Here is a 16,304-nt window from a genome sequence, read left to right as displayed (position 1 = left end):
GAGGATCCTTCGCCGATCGGATCGGGATGGCCAAATGACGTCGGGATTCAACGAAGCGGGTCTTGCGCGGCGAGGCCGTCGCGCGCTTCCACGCCGCCGCTTCCCGCCAGCAATTTCATGGAAATCCGGCGCCCAACATTCCGAAACCTGATTTCGACCGATCGATGAAAGAGGTCGATGGGCGCAAGAGAGAGAAGAACGAGCAAGGCCTTGCCGACATTGGCCCAGAGCGGCGAGGCGCCGGCTTCGAGCAGCGAGTCGCCGATCGCCTGCACCCCCGCGAAGATCAGGATGTGAAGCAGATAGATCGCGTAGGACCGCTCGCCCAGATAGACGAAAGCCCGCCCCAGCAGCGGGAACTGGAACAGCCCGGCGTCGATGCTGGCGACGGCGACCAGGAACGCGGCGAAAAGGAGCATCGCGCCATTGGCGGAATCATGGCTCCACATCAGGATGATCGTCTCGGTCAGGCCGCCGATGCAGACCGCGAGCACGAGCGCGCCAAGGACCCATTTCGCGCCCGGCTTCCAGCGCGTGACAAAGCCGAGATTCGGACGGAAACAGGCGATGGCGACGCCCCAGAACAGCCCGTCGACGCGAAACCACCACATGGCGTCGCTGGGCAGGCTCTTGCGCACGAAAAACAGGCCCGCCACCACGGCCAGGGCGACCAGACCGAGACGGCGCATGGAGCCGCAGGCGATCATGATGAAGGGAAACAGGAAATAGAATTGTTCTTCGAGCGAGAGGCTCCAGTAGGCGCCGAAAAGCGTGACGTCGCCGCCATGGACCAGCCGCCGCCAGCCCCAGACATTGAAGACCTGAAGAAGGGCCGCCGCCGCCGCCTCGGCATGGAGCCAGAAGCCGCCAAGCGTCGCTCCGATCGCTCTGGGCGAAAACAGGGCGATGAAGACAAGCGTCAGGCCGATGGTCGCAAAGGCCCCCGGCAGCAGGCGGAACGCCCGGCGAATCCAGAAGGCGGCCAATACCCGGCTGGCAAGCCGGCAACGATCCCGGACGGCGCCCAGGTCTTTCCCGCCGCCGCCGTGAAGCGCGTCCCAGACCCTGCCCATCTGGTTCCGCAGCGACGCGGTAATGACGAAGCCGCTGATCACAAAAAACAGATCAACGCCGGAGCCGAGCCAGTGACGGCTGTTGAAAGCCGTCAGCCCGGCCCAATCCGGAAAAGCCAGGATCAAATGGGCGATCAGCGTGAGGGCGATGGCCAGTCCGCGCAGAAACTCAATATCGGCAATTTTTCCTGAAGGCGCATTGGGCCGTCGCAGGCTCGGTTGCAAGACATCTTTCATGGGTTCAAGATATCCCGCAATGGGAGCCGCTCCAGATCTATTTTCCGCGCCGCGCCTGAAAGCTTGGTCGAACAGGCCGCAGGTTTCTCCTTATCGGCAAATGGCCATTTCTCAAAGGCCCCGTCGCGTTCATCGACCGAGGGTTTCCGGCTCGTTCAAAGCCTGTCGCGGATCAGGCCTGCGCCGATATTGACATCGCCCAGCGTTGGCGTTCTATTTCCGGCCATGGGGACCGCGATCTCCCCACGAGGCGACATGCCAAAGAATCGCGTCCCGCTCTGTCAGCCGAGGACGCTGGATGTCTGCCTATACGTCGATAACTTCCGACAAACTCGTTCGCCTGCTCGGCTCGCCGAAGGGGCTGGCCCTTGTCGATATCCGGGCCGAAGCGGATTTCGCCAGGGAGCCACGCCTCGTTCCCGGCGCGGTGCGCCGCGATCACGCGGCCGTCGCGCAATGGGGACCGGCTCTCGCCGGCCAATCCGCAATCGTCATCTGTGAAAGGGGCGGACATTTTGGCCACGGCGTCGCCGCCTGGCTGCGCCATTGTGGCGTGCGCGCCGAGACGCTCGAAGGGGGCTTTGCGGCCTGGGCGGCGGCGGGTCTGCCGCTGGTTCCCCAGGACAAATTGCCCCCCCGCGACGCGCAAGGCCGCACCGTCTGGGTGACGCGCGCGCGGCCGAAGGTCGACCGCATCGCCTGTCCCTGGCTGATCCGCCGCTTCGTCGATCCGAACGCCGTCTTTCTCTTCGCGCCGCCCTCGGACGTTCTCGGCGTGGCCGAGACGTTCCAGGCGGCGCCCTTCGATGTCGAAGGTGTGTTCTGGTCGCATCGCGGCGCCAATTGCGCCTTCGACGCGATGGTCGAGGAACTCGGCCTCAAGACCGAGCCGCTGCTGCGGCTGGCGGCCATCGTGCGGGGCGCCGACACCGCGCGTCTCGATCTCGTTCCCGAGGCCGCCGGACTTCTCGCAGCCTCGCTCGGCCTTTCGCGGCTTTACGCGGACGATCTGGAGCAGCTTGAAGCCGGGCTCGCGCTTTACGACGCCTTCTACCGCTGGTGTCGTGACGCCGTCGATGAATCGCACGTCTGGCACGCCGCCCCGGCCAATAAACGGAAATGACCGAATTGACCAAAGACATCGCAGCCTCCGAAGCCGGACATGAAGTGGGACACGGCGTCTCGCTTGGCGAGGCGTTCCGGGTCTGGTCGCGCATCGCCCTCCTGAGCTTCGGCGGCCCGGCGGGGCAGATCGCCTTGATGCATCGCGTTCTTGTCGATGAGAAGAAATGGGTGTCGGACAGCCGGTTCCTGCACGCGCTCAACTATTGCATGCTGCTGCCCGGTCCCGAGGCGCAGCAGCTCGCCACCTATATCGGCTGGCTGATGCACCGGACCCTCGGCGGGATCATGGCGGGGGGATTGTTCGTCCTGCCCGGCGCCGTCGCCATCATGGTCCTCAGCATCGTCTATGCGGGTTTCGGCAAGGTCGGAATCGTCGCCGCGCTGTTCTTCGGCCTCAAGGCGGCGGTGCTGGCGATCGTGTTGCAGGCGGTCCAGCGTATCGGTAAGAAGGCCCTCAAAAACCGCGTCATGCAGGGGCTGGCGGCGGCGGCCTTCGTCGCTATTTTCTTCTTCGACGTGGCCTTCCCGCTCATCATCCTGGCGGCGGGCGTGATCGGATTTTTCGGCGGGAGGACTGGCCATCCGGCCTTCGCGGCGGGCGGCGGCCATGGTCCGAGCGGCGCGGCGAAAGCGGGCGAGAGCCTGCTGGGCGAAGACCTGCCAAGCCACGCGACGATCACCGTCGGCCAGTCGCTCAAGGTCGGGGCGATCTGGCTCGTCGCCTGGCTCGCCCCGGTCGCCGCGCTGCTGTTTTTCCTCGGCGGGGCCAATATTTTTTCGCAGATCGCCTTGTTCTTTTCCAAAATGGCGGTGGTGACCTTCGGCGGCGCCTATGCGGTGCTGGCCTATGTCGCGCAGAGAGCGGTCGACGATTTTCACTGGCTGAGGCCGGGCGAAATGCTCGACGGCCTCGGCATGGCGGAGACGACGCCCGGCCCGCTGATCATGGTGCTGCAATTCGTGGGCTTCATGGCGGCTTACCGCTCGCCAGGATCATGGCCGCCGCTGCTCGCGGGCGCGGCTGGCGGGTTGTTGACGGTCTGGGTGACGTTCACCCCCTGCTTCCTCTGGATCTTCCTCGGCGCGCCTTATATCGAGCAATTGCGCGGCAACAAGGCGCTGACCGGCGCGCTATCGGCGATCACCGCAGCGGTCGTCGGCGTCATTCTCAATCTCGCCATCTGGTTCGCGATGCATGTGATCTTCCGCCAGACCATTCCGGCGCGGGGATATGGCTTCTCGTTCGACGTTCCAGTCGTCGCCAGCATTGACCCGTGGGCGCTGCTGCTTTCCCTCGGCGCGATCGTCGCCATTTTCCGCTTCGAGGCCAGCCTGTTGAAGACCCTTGCCGCCTCGGCGGCGGCGGGCGTCGCGCTCTACGCGCTGGGACTGATTGCGCCCGGCGGGATATGAAGGACGGCGACGGTCTTTCCGGTCAGCCGAAGCTTCTCACATAGGTCGTTGCGCTCTTCTGCTCCGCTTCTCGATGGTTTCGCGGATCCTCGTCCAAACAAACCAACGGAAAGCCAGCGCAATCAGAACGAAAATGACGACCTGTTCGAAGACGTGCAGCAATATGAGCAGGGCGCGCCATGTGAGGAGCAAACCACAGCCGAAGACGTCGCCCGCGCCGCAGGCCGAAGTCATGACATTTTCGAATTCGCTCCGCTCTTCCTCCGGCCGCCGATCATAGGCAAAGTCGTCAAGGCGTGCGTCGGGATTGGCTCCGATCGCGCCATAGCCGACGATTGAATCGGCTTCCGCGGCGCCGCTGAGACGCCCATGGTCGATGGATTGCGTACCTCCAGCCAAAATGAAGGCCACCGGAAGCAGAGCCAAAACGATCCGGACCAGGCGCGTTTTCGAACGCTCATCCATTCTGAAGGAGCCTGCGCCCGCATGTCTGCCTTGTGTGTGCGCGATGGTCCGAAAATCGGTCATAGCTTGCCGCTCCAGGCGACTGCGGAAGGACCGGCGATAAGGAGGGCGGCCGGACGAAAGTCGGCCAACCCCCACGCGGCCTGCGACACACGCGGCGCGAGGCGCACAGCGCCGATCAGGAGAGAAGTGACGGCGACGCTTCTCGCGAAACGGTTCAGAACCTTCACATTGGCCCGGAGGGAATGAACCGATGGAGGCGAAGCAAGAATCGAGATGACGGACACGAAGCGAACTCCAACATTGCAAAGTCCCCGGTTTTTTGTACGTGGGAAAATTTCCCACGTCAATAGATTATGGGAATTCATCGCACTAAAAATCATCGGCCCTCGCCTTGCCTGCTGATGGGCTGCGGCGCCTCGAAGGGGGTGTTCTTCAAGGTGAGCGATCCGCCCCATGATGTCACGATGCGCGACAAGGTCCTTCTTGCGATCATGGGATCGCCGGACGGTCGCCCGAAGTCTCCACGCTCGACGCGGGCGACATCCACTGCGCCATGCCGCATTTCGCGCCCGACGCTCTCAAATTGCTGGCGCCCTTCAAGGCGGTAGCGCAGCAGGCCGACTGTATGCCAGCGCAAACGAAATATTATGTACCAAATATGTCAACCGCATGTACTCGACAGTCCCGAGCAGATCGTTATTTTAAGGTCACCGTATAGATCACTGCGGACTCCTTAATCGGCAGGTAAGCAATCCGATCGCCCTTCCTCCCCAGGGCGGCCGAAGGGACGCGCGCCGGACGGACAGTCGAATGGCGCGCGTCCAATTCAAAAAAACTTTGGCTGTCAAATTAAGCTGAGCGAGACCAACAGCTGTCGTCGTGGGAAATCCAGCCAGCGTTGCCTTGGCGCTTGAAACTCGTTCTGGACCATCTTTGCTCGTCCAGTAGACGCCAGAATGGCGCTAACTTGAAAGCGAGGATCGCCATGCAAAACCATGAACAAGTTTTCGACGAAATGCTTCTCGACGAGGGCGACGACTTCGCTGCGCGAGCAACCATCGTAGCCGAGAGAAACGCGAACGCCGGCGCGGTGGCGAGAAGCGCGCGCGGCCATGCCGATCGCGAACCAGCTATGGCTTATGCTTGCGACGCCTTTGGCAAATATATTCCCAGGAAACCGCCTGGACGCGCCAATGCAATTGATCCCGACGAGGTTCGATCGGAAGTCGCCCGCGCCAGAAAATTGAAATCCAATTTTCTGGCGTCCGCCAGCTACGAACTGCGTCAACCGGCGCAGGCGCTGGCGTTGCTATTGCCGTCAATCGAACGTCAGGTCGCGACAAATCCGCGCGCGCACAAAACCATCGATATGATGCGACAGGCGGTCGATGGGTTGAATGGCTTGCTGGGCGCGATGCTGGAGATTTCCTATCTTGACGCGGACTTGATCAAGCCTTCGATGAAGACGGTCGACGTCGGAGCGCTCCTTCGTCGTCTCTCGACGGAATATGCCGAAAAGGCCTCCCTGCTGGGGCTTCGATTCCGGGTGTTCGCACCCGAGGCGTTCGCAATTTCAGACTCTCATTTGCTCGAAAAAACGCTGCGACGCCTGATCGAAAATGCGCTTCGCTTTACATCGAGCGGCGGCGTCCTGGTCGGGCTAAGGCGTCGATGCGGGCGTATCAGGATAGACGTCATCGACACCGGAGTTGGCGTGCCAACAGGACGCCAGTCGGAGATTTTCGAAGAATTCGTTCATTTCGAAACGCCGGGCCAACAAAGCGAAAAGGGATTGGGCCTCGGCCTCGCAATCGCGTCGCGACACGCGGCGTTATTGGGCGCAGACATCAAGCTTCGCTCTCGCCTCGGGAAAGGTTCGAGATTTTCGTTGTGGCTGCCGAAGTCGGCCGCGCCCGACTGTTTCGGTTATATCGAGGGCGCTGGCGGCAAAGGCCGCAGTCGCGTGTTGATCGTCGAAAATGACGCGATTTTGCGCTTCGCCCTCGAAAGCCTGGTCGAACAATGGGGATATGAAGCCTGCGCGGCGGCTGACGCCGATGAGGCATTCAAACGTGGCGAGAACGACGACATGCGTTTCGACCTGGTCATTACCGATTACGACATCGGAAACGGATCGACGGGTGTGCAAATGGTCAAGGAACTCGAGCGGCGCGCTGGTCGTCGATTCCCGGCCTTGGTTTTAATGGGTGAAACCGATGAAGAGGCCCTAACGGATATTGTCGCAAGCGGCATTGACGTTGCTCATAAGCCGATCTCGCCGGATGACCTGCAGCGCAGATTCTCCGGGCTTCAGCCATCCATGAATCGGTGATGGCGACGATTTCGGGTGATGGATTGGGGCGGTAAGCCTCGTCGGGGCCGGCAGGCAACTGCCGATATCGACGAGGCGCAGAACCTCCGCACCGCCATCGCTCCGGAAGTCATGTTTCGGGAGAAGGGCGCAAAGCAGGGCGCATGTCGGCAGGAGCCGACCTAGTCTGGCGCCGGCGTCCCGCAACGAGATCGCGCAGGCGTGCGGTCAGGGGTTTTTCCACGAAAACATGGATGACAAGACCCGCCGCGTTCGCGGCGGCGACGGCGGCGATGACATAAAGCCAGGCGGCGCGCGAAAAGCCGGGCAGCCGCGAAGCCGCGAAAAACAGTGCGTTCAGAAAAAACAGATGAAAAAGATAGACGCTGTATGAGGCGTCGCCCAACAGGGACATGATCCGGCTCGATGGCGACGACCGGTCTTTGGCAAACGCGCACATCGCAACGGCGGCGGTGGCCAGCAGCATGAAGGGGGCGCGCGCGTAAAAATTCATCGGATAGCCGAACCGGCCCGCGACGAACAGGGAAACCGCCGCGCCCAGCAAAATAAGCGCGGCCATCAGACCGTGGCTCAATTCAATTCGATCGAGACGCCGCCGGACGAGTCCGATGACGCAGCCGGCGCCAAAGAGCAGGATGATGGGATCGGTGACGAAGGCCGCGACCGTAAAGGGATCATAGGCGGCCGCCAGGGGCTTGATGACAGAGCCCGCGAGCACCAGGGCGCCGAGCGCGGCAAGGATCGAGACCGCGCCCCGATAAAACGTCAAAAACATTGCGCAGAAAAAAATGCAATAGAACATCATTTCATAGATCAGCGTCCAGCCTTGGCCGAGCAGCGGCCTTATCAACTCGCCCGGTTGGGCGGGCGAGGGCAGGAACAGGAGCGATGCGGCGACATAGGACACGGTTGGCGGCGCATGGCCCGTCGAAAGCAGGGCCGCAAGCGCCACCAGGGAGGCCAGCCAATACATGGGCGCGATGCGGACGAGGCGCTTGGCGATAAAGGCCTTCGCGCCGCCGCCACGGCCGAAATTTTCGCGTTCGGCGTGGATCATGATGAAGCCGCTGATGGCGAAGAAGGCCCAGACGCCGGCTTGACCGCAGTGCCAGCCATATTGCTCCCAGCGGGGCGGCAAGAAAGCGCGGCTGACAAGTTGACTGAGCGCGTGATCGACGACGACGGCGGTCGCCGCGATGAAGCGGAGAGCCTGGATAGCTTCGAGTTTTCCTTTCATCGCGCGGCGCCGCCTCAATAGGCCGATTTGTCGTAAACGAGCAGCGCCGCCGTCCGAAAAATGATCTTCAAATCGAGCCAGAGCGACCAGTTTTCGATATAGGCGAGGTCATAGGCGACGCGGCTCCTGGCTTTGTCGACCGTGTCCAGCTCGCCGCGAAATCCGTTGACCTGTGCCAAACCGGTGAGGCCCGGCATCACACGATGGCGCGCGGCGTAATCGTCGCATACGTCTCGCAAAGCCTCGCCATTGGCCGTGGTTCCAGGGGCGTGCGGGCGCGGCCCGACAATGGACATGTCCCCGCGCAGAACATTGATCAATTGCGGCAGCTCGTCGAAGCTGAGGCGACGGATGATGCGCCCGACTCGTGTGACGCGATCGTCGTTGCGCGAGGTTTGCCGGGTCGCGAGCGCGTCGGTCGCCTCGATTCGCATGGAACGAAACTTCAAAACTTCGAAATGTCGTCCATTGACGCCGACCCGCTGCTGGCGAAACAGCGCCGCCCCGGGGCTTTCCAGCCTGATCGCGAGTGCGACCAAAGCCATCACCGGCGCAAATAGCGCGAGCGCGAAAGACGCGACGCAAACATCGAGAGCCCGCTTTCTCCACAGCGCCCATCCGGCGATGGGGCGGGCGGCTGCATGCAAAGACAAGCGGCCGCCCAGCGAAACCGGGTCGAGGTCGTTGGTCCGCATCCGCGGATCGACAGGCACGACATAGATTTCCGCAGCAAGATCATTGAATTTGCGGAGTTTTTGCAGAAGCAGCGGGCAGTCGACCCATGGCGCGGTATGGTAGACCACATCGACATGCTTGTGAGCGATCGTTTGGGCGAGCTGATCCATTTCCTCAAGCCGATTAAATCTGATCTCGTCGATGAGGATCGCCTGGCCACGCGAAAATTCCGAGATATCGGAACCGGACAAGGGGTCGGCGTAAAGGCCGACCGACAGGGCGCGGTAAACATAACCGCCAGCGGCGAGTTTCCTCCGAGCCGCGGTCTGGATCAGGAGTCGCAGGGCGACCGTGAGCGCTAGGGCGCTTGCAAGCCAAGAAAAAAACCAGAGGCGTGAGTAATTTTCCGAGGTCTTCGTCGCCACGCCGATAAGAATCAAAAGACCAAACGTCGCGACGATCGCAGCGATGGGGCGCGAGACCGAGCTTCGATCAAGAATGTTGCGCACGCGATAGGCATTGAAAATTTGCGAAACAAGCGCGAACAGACAGATCGTGATCGCGATAACCGCAGCCTGCGCGTTCAGCGCCTCATTAAAATATTTAAAATAACCAATTTCGACAGTCCGTTGCCATAAGCCGCCAATGCCGATGCTGGCTAAATCTGTCGCCATGATGATGGCGACGTAGTTTTCAAGAAACATTCGCTTTCGGTCGCGTTCGGCGCCTATCGCTGGCAGGGCGTTCGCTTTTCCCGGCCGTCGCATTTCTATTTCTCGCATCTTGGCCGCCTGCATAGATTTCAGTGGAATTATTATATCTGCGTCGGTATGAGTCAGAATACAAACTCGTTAATATCCGTGTTAGTTCCGGTTTTAAAAGCGCATAGTCCAGCAAGCTGAATAAAATGATCTTCAAAATTATGGTCATTGTGCGGCGCAGCAACTCAAAAAAATGTGATTACGGCTACGCTTAGACTTTGGCAAAGCTGTTGGTTATGGTGACGGATGGAACCAATGGCCTCGGGAAAAAGTTACTCCGACGAGATGGCCCCAATGTTCCGTCGCAAATCGAAGCTGTCAGGACGGCTTCAGGCGGCATGGCTGCACTGGTGTGCGACCCGTTTGACGTCGGCGACATCGCGCGCGGCGGCGCCAGACCGTCGGGAGTCTCTGGTGCGGGACGTTTGGCCGTTGTATCTAAATCTATGACGATATTCACGTTTATTATTCAGAAAATTGATAGATAATGCGGCAATATCTTGCAATATTCAACAAGAAACGGTGGCTTTCGGCATGAATATACTTCACAACGCAGGCGCATTTGACGATATAAACATAAATTCAGTGCTGTCTGCCGTCAAAAAGCGAAAGTTGCTATCGTTTACAGCCTATGCCGCTGTTGGTTGCCTTTCACTTGGCGTATTGCTGATCTTGACGCCGAAATATGATGCCAGCGCCATATTGATGGTCGGCAACGAGAAGGGCGATCATAACCTTGATTCGGTGCATAAAAATGCGTTGAACTCGCTCGCCCTCATCGCCGGCAGCGAGAAGGTGGTGTCCGATGCGATCGTCGCTGTCGGGCTGCCGCGCCTAATCGGCCGAGAGACGGTCGACGGAGATAGCCCGTCGTACTGGCCGACGGCGCGCGCGGACGCAATCACCTGGCTTGCCGATCATGCCGCCATGCTGAAGGGTCAGGCGAACGCCGAAACGAGAGTGGCGGAGCGGTTCGGGGCGACCTTGGATTCCACTCCGACAGGCTCGATATCTCCGGATCGTTGGCTCAGGCGGGCCGTCAGCCGCGTCAGCAAAGCCTTGACCGTCCATGTCGAGCCCAATTCCGATTTGGTGACGATCACGTTTCGGCATGCGGACGCCGCGGTCGCCGCCGAATTCGCCAACGTCATTGCATCCGAAGCGATCAACAAGCAGCTCAGCGTGCTCGACCAGCCCGAAGCGGCGAATTTCTACCAGGCGCAGACCAGGCATTTCGAAGATGAGGTCAAACGCGCAACCGACGAGCTTCGGAAATTTTCCGCCACCACGCATACTTATTCGGCCGAAGAGCAGAACAGCCTTTTGTTGAAACGCGCCAATGATCTCGCCGCTGCGTTGGCCGTGACGCATGGCGTCATTGCCGACAAGACGGGACGGCGGGAGGCGCTTACGACGCAGCTCGTCCGCCTCAAGCCCGTGACGCAATCCCCCTTCGTCAGTGCGATTATCAACGACCTCGGCGCCAAGCAAAAATCGACGACGACGATCCAGGAAAACCTGCCCAAATCGGCGGATCCGCCGATTCTGATGGTCAAGGTCTATCAGGAGGCTCTCGTCGAACTGCTCAAGCTCAACGCCGAGATTGAAGGGCTGACCAAGCTGGAGCGCGACCAGCGCGACCAGCTCGCTCAATTGAACCAGGAGCTCAACGACCTCGCCGGAAAAGCGGGCGAATTCGCGCGGCTTCAGCGCGCGGTCCAGCAGGCGACCGAAAACGCCGGAAGCTACGCGCGCCGGACGGTCGAGGAGAAAATCGCCTCCAGCCTCAACCTGGCGAAAATATCGCCAGTCAAGATCGTTCAGCGCGCGGTTGCGCCGGTCGATCCCGCTTTCCCTCACTATGGCCTTTCGCTGGCGGGCGTGCTCGCGCTGTCTTTCGCGGCGTCCATCGCCGTGCCGTTTTACGCCGAAACCCGGTCCAGGAAACGGCGATTTCGCGCTCCAACCGAGACGGCTACCCCAGCTGAGCCGGCTCCGCGGCCTGCCGCCGATCCAGCCAACGCCAAAATTTCCTGGATCAGGCAGAGCGAAATCTGACCGCTTCAACCTGGAGGATTTGCTATGGCGACATTATTGCGCGCCTCCGTACTCGGCTTTCCCACCGTGTTCGCCGACGAACTGGAAGATGTCGTCCGTTTCGTCGTGCGTCGCATTCAGGAGCGCCGGCCGCTGCTCACGACCTTCGTCAATCCGTCTTCAATTTCTGTCGCCGATTCCAATGCGGGTTACAAAAACAATCTTCTCGATTTCGATCTGGTTCTTCCGGACGGAATTGCCTTCGCCAAGGCGGCGCAATGGCTTTCCGGGCGCCGAGCGGCGCGGGTCAGTTTCGACTCGACCTCCCTTGCGCCGCCCGTGTTGTCGGCGCTTGCGCACCAGCGCAGCAGCATCATGCTCGTTGGCGGCCGTCCCGGAGTGGCCGCCGCCGCCCGCCGCCGTCTTCTTGAACGCTTCCCGACGCTCCGCGTCATCGATGCGCTGGATGGCTATGGGGACATGGAGGCCAAGACGGACTTCATCGTGGAACGCGCGCCGGATGTCGTAATCTGCGGCATGGGCGCGGGAGCGCAGGAAGAGCATCTCCTGAGTTTGCGCGCCAAAGGCTGGAAAGGCTTTGGTTTTACCTGCGGCGGCTATCTCGACCAGCTCAATGGCGGCTTTCAATATTATCCACGGATCGCGGACCGCCTGCAACTACGCTGGGCCTATCGCATCTGGCGGGAGCCGCGACGCCTCGGTCGCCGTTACGTCGTCCAATATCCCCGCTTCCTGGCGAAATTGACCGCAAGCCTGATCTTTGGCGAGGGCGCCACTGCCGGTCCGGCCGGGACGAAGCGCGGCGCTGCGGCGCTATCGCTCGATGAGGTCCGCGTGAAAGCGCGTTTGGGAACCGGAAATTGAAGGGGTTGCCTATGACGTCGCAACCGGCGCGGGGCGAATGGGCGGCGACGCCATCCGCGAGCGAGAGCGTTCGGACGACCGTGCTTCTCTTTGGATGCTTCGTCGCGTTCGTGCTGGCCGGCGGCGTCATCACACTTGAAAACGTCTCGACCTCGACCGCCGACGGCAACTCGCTGCGGCAAGCGACTTTCCTGGCCTTTTTCTTTGCGGCAGTCGCGCTGGCGAAGCCGCTTCAGAATCCCCGGCGCTTGCTGGTCCTGCCCCTCGCGCTGACGGTGGCGCTGGCCTGGTGCTGGCTCAGCGTCTCTTGGTCGAATGTCCCGGATGTCGCCATTCGCCGCATCGCGCTGACGACGATGATCATCTTCACCGAATTTCTGGCGGTATCGCTGCTGAGGACAGAAACGACGTTGCGAATCGTGACGAGGGTCTGCATTGCGCTACTGGCCGCGAATCTGCTTGTCGTCGTGCTCGTCCCAGCCATCGGCGTTCATCATTCCAACGAAATCGAAAGCGACCTTGCGGGCGACTGGCGCGGCCTTATGCTGCACAAGAATTTCGCGGGTTCGGTGACCGCTTTCACCTTTCTGCTCTGCTGGTTCAACCCCGTCAAACTGGGGCGATGGGCGCGCATTGCAGCGCTCGCGGCGGCCGCGTTCTTTCTCTGGGGCGCCAACTCAAAAACGTCGATTGGCCTGCTCTTGCCTTCAATCCTCGGCGGCGTCATTTACGCGAAATATTACAGCGCGCGTCCGCGTGCATTGAGGTTTTCGCTGGCGGCGGCGGCGGTAGTCGCGGCGATCGCGATCATCGCCAATCAGGAGACGATCGCCGCCGCCTTCGACTCGCCCGACGCGCTGACGGGGCGTGTGCAGATCTGGCCTCTGCTCACGCAATATATCGCTGAACATCCTTGGCTCGGTTCCGGTTACGGCTCGTTCTGGAACATCGGCCCGAGCGGCCCGATCTATCTTTACAGCGACGACTGGGTTTCCGGCCTGGCAAGCGGCCATCAGGGGTTTCTCGATCTGCTCGCGCAAATTGGCGCGCCGGGTCTACTGCTGGTCATTTACGCGACGATATTCGGTCCCTTGCGTACGCTTGCGACGCTCAAGACGCTGCCGCGCGCAAATGTCGCGTTGCTTATCGCGCTGCTGGTCTTTTGCGTAGGTCATAATTTCACCGAAAGCTCGCTGCTGGACCGCGACGCCAACGTCAATTTTTTCCTGATGCTCGTCATCGCGATCATCGAGTGCGAACGCCGCTTGAAGAGCAGCGCAGAGACTCAAGCCGCGTAGACTCATTTCCTCGCGCTGTAGTTTCGGCGGAACGCGGTCGGATCGCTGCGCGTTATATTGCATAACGCTCGAAAAGCGCGTGAGGAGGACAAAATGCCAAATCGTACGGTAATCGCCATCGTGATTTATATGATGGTTCAGGCGGTCGTTTTCGGCATCGGCGTGGTTCTGGTTTTAGCGACTCCGCTCACAAACATCGCCATGACATTGATGCCCTTCGTGGTCGCAGCGTCATTACTTGTATCGGCGCCTGTCGCGTGGTTGCTGGCGCCTATGGCGCGCGCCGCCCATGAGCGCAAACTGAACGCTCAGGAGCCCGGACGTTCAACGGATGATCAGCCTGGTCACGGCTATCACGCGAGTTGATCGCCTGACCATTCTGGCCCGGGCGCGGATGCGCGGCTCTACAAAAAAATCTGCGGCGGCGCAGAACTATCCTTGGCGTCGCGCATTGTTTGATCAGTGGCGCAACGGCATTCGAAAGAACGCCAGCCGATCCTGAAATGGACGGAGTCGCCACGAGGAGCGGCCTGTTCCGAGTCACCTCGGGCAGGCCGTACCTGTTTCGGCCCCCCAAAATCCTCTGTCGATCGTTCCCCTTCACGTTCGGAACTCTCGAGATGTCGGACTACGCCCTTTACTACTGGTCTGTGCCGTTCCGCGGCCAGTTCGTGCGCGCCGTCCTCGCCTATGCCGGAAAGGACTGGACCGAAGGCGGCGACGCCGCAATCTCGGAGCTGATGAACGGGCCGGTGAAGGATATGCCGATCCCGTTCATGGGGCCGCCTATGCTCGTCGACAAAAAGGCGGGCTTCGCCATTGCTCAGATGCCGGCCATCATTCTTTATCTGGGCGAGGCTCTGAACCTCATGCCGAACACCCCCGCCTTGCGCGCCATGACCATGAAGATCGTGAACGACGCCAATGACCTGATCGACGAGATCACGCTGGACGGCGGCCGAGAGATGTGGACGAAAAAGCGCTGGCAGGAGTTCCTTCCGCGCCTGGAGAAGTGGATGTCGCTCTGGGAAGAGACCGGCCGCCGCCACGGCCTGAAGGCGCACTCCGGCTTCCTGCTCGGCGGTACGGGGCCGGGCGTCGCAGACATCGTGACAGCCACGCTTTGGTCGACTATGACCGACCGTTTCAGCAAGATCGAGGCAATCCTTGGAGAAACAGCGCCGATGACGGCCGCGCTGACGCGCCGCATCGCCGATCTGCCGCCGCTGGCCAAGCTGTCCGCCAAGGCCCGGCAAGATTATGGCGACACATATTGCGGCGGCCAGATCGAGGCCTCGCTTCGCAAGGTCATCGACGCTTGAGCACTGGGTTTCCCTCCGCCACGTCGTCCACGCCCCAGACGGCGGCTGGCTACCAACACCGTCAATAGTGCGCCGTCAATAGCGCCCACTTTTCTCCGCTTACGCGACGACCTTGCGGTAAAGGCGCCATGTCGCGTGCCCCAGAACCGGAAAGACGACAATCAAGCCGACCAACACCGGCGCCATCGCCAAAGCCAATGAGACGGCGACAATGAAGCCCCATGCCAGCATCGGCCCCGGGTTCGTCCACATGGCGCGGACCGAGGTCGCGATTGCGGTGGAAACGGTGACGCGTCGATCAAGCAGTAGCGGAAATGAAACGACGCTGATCGAAAGAACGGCCAAGGCAAAGATCAACCCGGCGCCGACGCCGAAGCCTATCAGCCGCCATCCGCCCGTCGTTTGAAAGAGAGCTGCGACGAACCCCGCCGCGGACGTCGGCATATTCGGACCCATCGTGTGCGCGTAGATCTGCATGGCCGTCGCCAGCCAGAGTGCGAAGACGACGGCGAGCAACAAGCCCAGTTTGAAGATCGCGGCGACATTCGGCGACGTGAACACCCGCATCGATTCAGCCCACGCGAGCGTCTCGCCCCGCTCGCGCCTACGGCTCATTTCATAGAGCCAAACCGCGGCGAAGGGTCCCAGCAGGGCAAAGCCGGAAAAGACGGGGAAGATCAATGGCAACAGGCCGGAGCTGGAAAGAAGATAGGCCAACGCCACTCCGGCCAGCGGGTAGATCAGGCAAAGGAAGACGACATCGTCGCGCAGCGCAAGGAAATCGTCCCAGCCCTCCCTGAGCGCATCGCCAAGATCCGCGTATGAAATTCGTTGCACGTTGATCGGCGCAAGCGAGCTGTCGACATCGGTATGAATGAGCGCTTGACCAGCCGAAAGCAAAACGTGGCTCGTCGCCGCGATCTGCACAGCGCCCCACTCGGCGGGATGTTTGATCCGCATAGCAAGTTCCTCCCGAACCCTATGCTCGAGAGATCGCGGCTTCGGTAAACCGGAGTCGGCTCGATCGGACTTTTCCGCGATCTCCGAACTCAAGAATGATTATAAACCTGCATGAGCGCGCTGTCATTCATTGCGTCCCACACCGGTCACCGAAGTGACAGGTGCGCGCTTTTCCGCTGCTTCGGGTCAGGACGCCTTTTCCGCTCAAATTGAGATCGCGGTCGACCTGATCGAATATTTGAATGCGTCCGCATCGAGGCAGTCGAGGCGCGTCGAAGCAATTTCAGCTTGCGGATACATCAGGAAGCCCAGCTTTGGTCCCGCCGAGCCAGGCAGGGCCATGGTCTGCCCCCTGAAAAGTGGTCCTCCATGAAGTATGGTTTTCGCACCGGCCGGAGGACAGAAGGATGGCAGGGAAGAGACACAAACCGGAAGAGATTGTCGCCAAGCTTCGTCAAGTCGACGTGCTGATTTCACAGGG

The 16,304-nt window shown here is 60.8% G+C and carries 14 protein-coding genes and 1 pseudogene; 9 read left to right on the top strand and 6 right to left on the bottom strand.

The window, feature by feature from the left end; translation table 11 throughout:
- Window positions 1-47: 47 nt before the first annotated feature.
- Window positions 48-1,310 carry an acyltransferase gene (locus QZ409_RS11815; protein ID WP_296711190.1) on the bottom strand — a complete coding sequence of 421 codons (1,263 nt, stop codon included), beginning with the start codon at window positions 1,308-1,310 and terminating at the stop codon, window positions 48-50.
- A 298-nt stretch (window positions 1,311-1,608) separates the two neighbouring features.
- On the opposite strand from QZ409_RS11815, the gene QZ409_RS11810 reads away from it, so the two are divergent.
- Both QZ409_RS11810 and chrA read left to right on the top strand, forming a co-directional pair.
- Window positions 1,609-2,433, top strand: coding sequence for a sulfurtransferase/chromate resistance protein (locus QZ409_RS11810; RefSeq protein WP_296711187.1), 825 nt, complete (start codon window positions 1,609-1,611; stop codon window positions 2,431-2,433).
- Window positions 2,430-3,848: a chromate efflux transporter gene (gene chrA, locus QZ409_RS11805; protein WP_296711185.1), complete on the top strand. Its 1,419-nt coding sequence runs from the start codon at window positions 2,430-2,432 to the stop codon at window positions 3,846-3,848. Before QZ409_RS11810 ends, chrA begins: the two co-directional genes overlap by 4 nt.
- A gap of 36 nt (window positions 3,849-3,884) precedes the next feature.
- Here the strand turns inward: chrA and QZ409_RS11800 are convergent, their stop codons facing one another.
- Entirely contained in the window at window positions 3,885-4,313 is a 429-nt protein-coding gene (locus QZ409_RS11800) for a hypothetical protein (RefSeq protein WP_296711182.1), read from the bottom strand.
- A 356-nt stretch (window positions 4,314-4,669) separates the two neighbouring features.
- On the opposite strand from QZ409_RS11800, the gene QZ409_RS11795 reads away from it, so the two are divergent.
- Window positions 4,670-4,924: a PrpF domain-containing protein gene (locus QZ409_RS11795; RefSeq protein ID WP_342394839.1), complete on the top strand. Its 255-nt coding sequence runs from the start codon at window positions 4,670-4,672 to the stop codon at window positions 4,922-4,924.
- A 377-nt stretch (window positions 4,925-5,301) separates the two neighbouring features.
- Window positions 5,302-6,648, top strand: coding sequence for a hybrid sensor histidine kinase/response regulator (locus tag QZ409_RS11790; protein WP_296711177.1), 1,347 nt, complete (start codon window positions 5,302-5,304; stop codon window positions 6,646-6,648).
- A gap of 109 nt (window positions 6,649-6,757) precedes the next feature.
- On the opposite strand, the gene QZ409_RS11785 is transcribed toward QZ409_RS11790, so the two are convergent.
- Together QZ409_RS11785 and QZ409_RS11780 are read right to left on the bottom strand one after the other, a co-directional pair.
- Entirely contained in the window at window positions 6,758-7,885 is a 1,128-nt protein-coding gene (locus QZ409_RS11785; RefSeq protein ID WP_296711171.1) for an acyltransferase, read from the bottom strand.
- A 14-nt stretch (window positions 7,886-7,899) separates the two neighbouring features.
- A complete protein-coding gene (locus QZ409_RS11780; protein WP_296711168.1) occupies window positions 7,900-9,264 on the bottom strand; it encodes an exopolysaccharide biosynthesis polyprenyl glycosylphosphotransferase in 1,365 nt (454 codons plus the stop codon).
- 591 nt (window positions 9,265-9,855) lie between these two features.
- On the opposite strand from QZ409_RS11780, the gene QZ409_RS11775 reads away from it, so the two are divergent.
- The 5 genes from QZ409_RS11775 (at window position 9,856) to QZ409_RS11755 (ending at window position 14,863) form a co-directional block, all read left to right on the top strand.
- On the top strand, window positions 9,856-11,379 hold the full coding sequence (locus tag QZ409_RS11775; RefSeq protein ID WP_296711165.1) for a Wzz/FepE/Etk N-terminal domain-containing protein: 1,524 nt from the start codon (window positions 9,856-9,858) through the stop codon (window positions 11,377-11,379).
- Between the two features lie 24 nt (window positions 11,380-11,403).
- Window positions 11,404-12,243: a WecB/TagA/CpsF family glycosyltransferase gene (locus QZ409_RS11770; protein ID WP_296711162.1), complete on the top strand. Its 840-nt coding sequence runs from the start codon at window positions 11,404-11,406 to the stop codon at window positions 12,241-12,243.
- 11 nt (window positions 12,244-12,254) lie between these two features.
- Window positions 12,255-13,541, top strand: coding sequence for an O-antigen ligase family protein (locus QZ409_RS11765; RefSeq protein ID WP_296711159.1), 1,287 nt, complete (start codon window positions 12,255-12,257; stop codon window positions 13,539-13,541).
- Between the two features lie 93 nt (window positions 13,542-13,634).
- Window positions 13,635-13,907 (top strand): hypothetical protein, encoded by a 273-nt coding sequence (locus tag QZ409_RS11760; RefSeq protein ID WP_296711156.1) that lies wholly within the window; start codon window positions 13,635-13,637, stop codon window positions 13,905-13,907.
- Window positions 13,908-14,161: 254 nt separating this feature from the next.
- The gene (locus QZ409_RS11755; protein ID WP_296711153.1) at window positions 14,162-14,863 is read left to right on the top strand and encodes a glutathione S-transferase; all 702 of its coding nucleotides are present in this window, start codon (window positions 14,162-14,164) and stop codon (window positions 14,861-14,863) included.
- 99 nt (window positions 14,864-14,962) lie between these two features.
- On the opposite strand, the gene QZ409_RS11750 is transcribed toward QZ409_RS11755, so the two are convergent.
- Window positions 14,963-15,916, bottom strand: coding sequence for a DUF2189 domain-containing protein (locus QZ409_RS11750; protein WP_342394838.1), 954 nt, complete (start codon window positions 15,914-15,916; stop codon window positions 14,963-14,965).
- Window positions 15,917-16,027: 111 nt separating this feature from the next.
- Window positions 16,028-16,165 (bottom strand): annotated as a pseudogene (locus QZ409_RS11745) (transglutaminase); the annotation flags it as partial.
- Window positions 16,166-16,304 lie beyond the last annotated feature (139 nt).

This window comes from Rhodoblastus sp., from assembly GCF_019449565.1.
Lineage (GTDB): Bacteria > Pseudomonadota > Alphaproteobacteria > Rhizobiales > Beijerinckiaceae > Rhodoblastus.
This window is presented reverse-complemented; position numbering and strand designations above follow the sequence as displayed.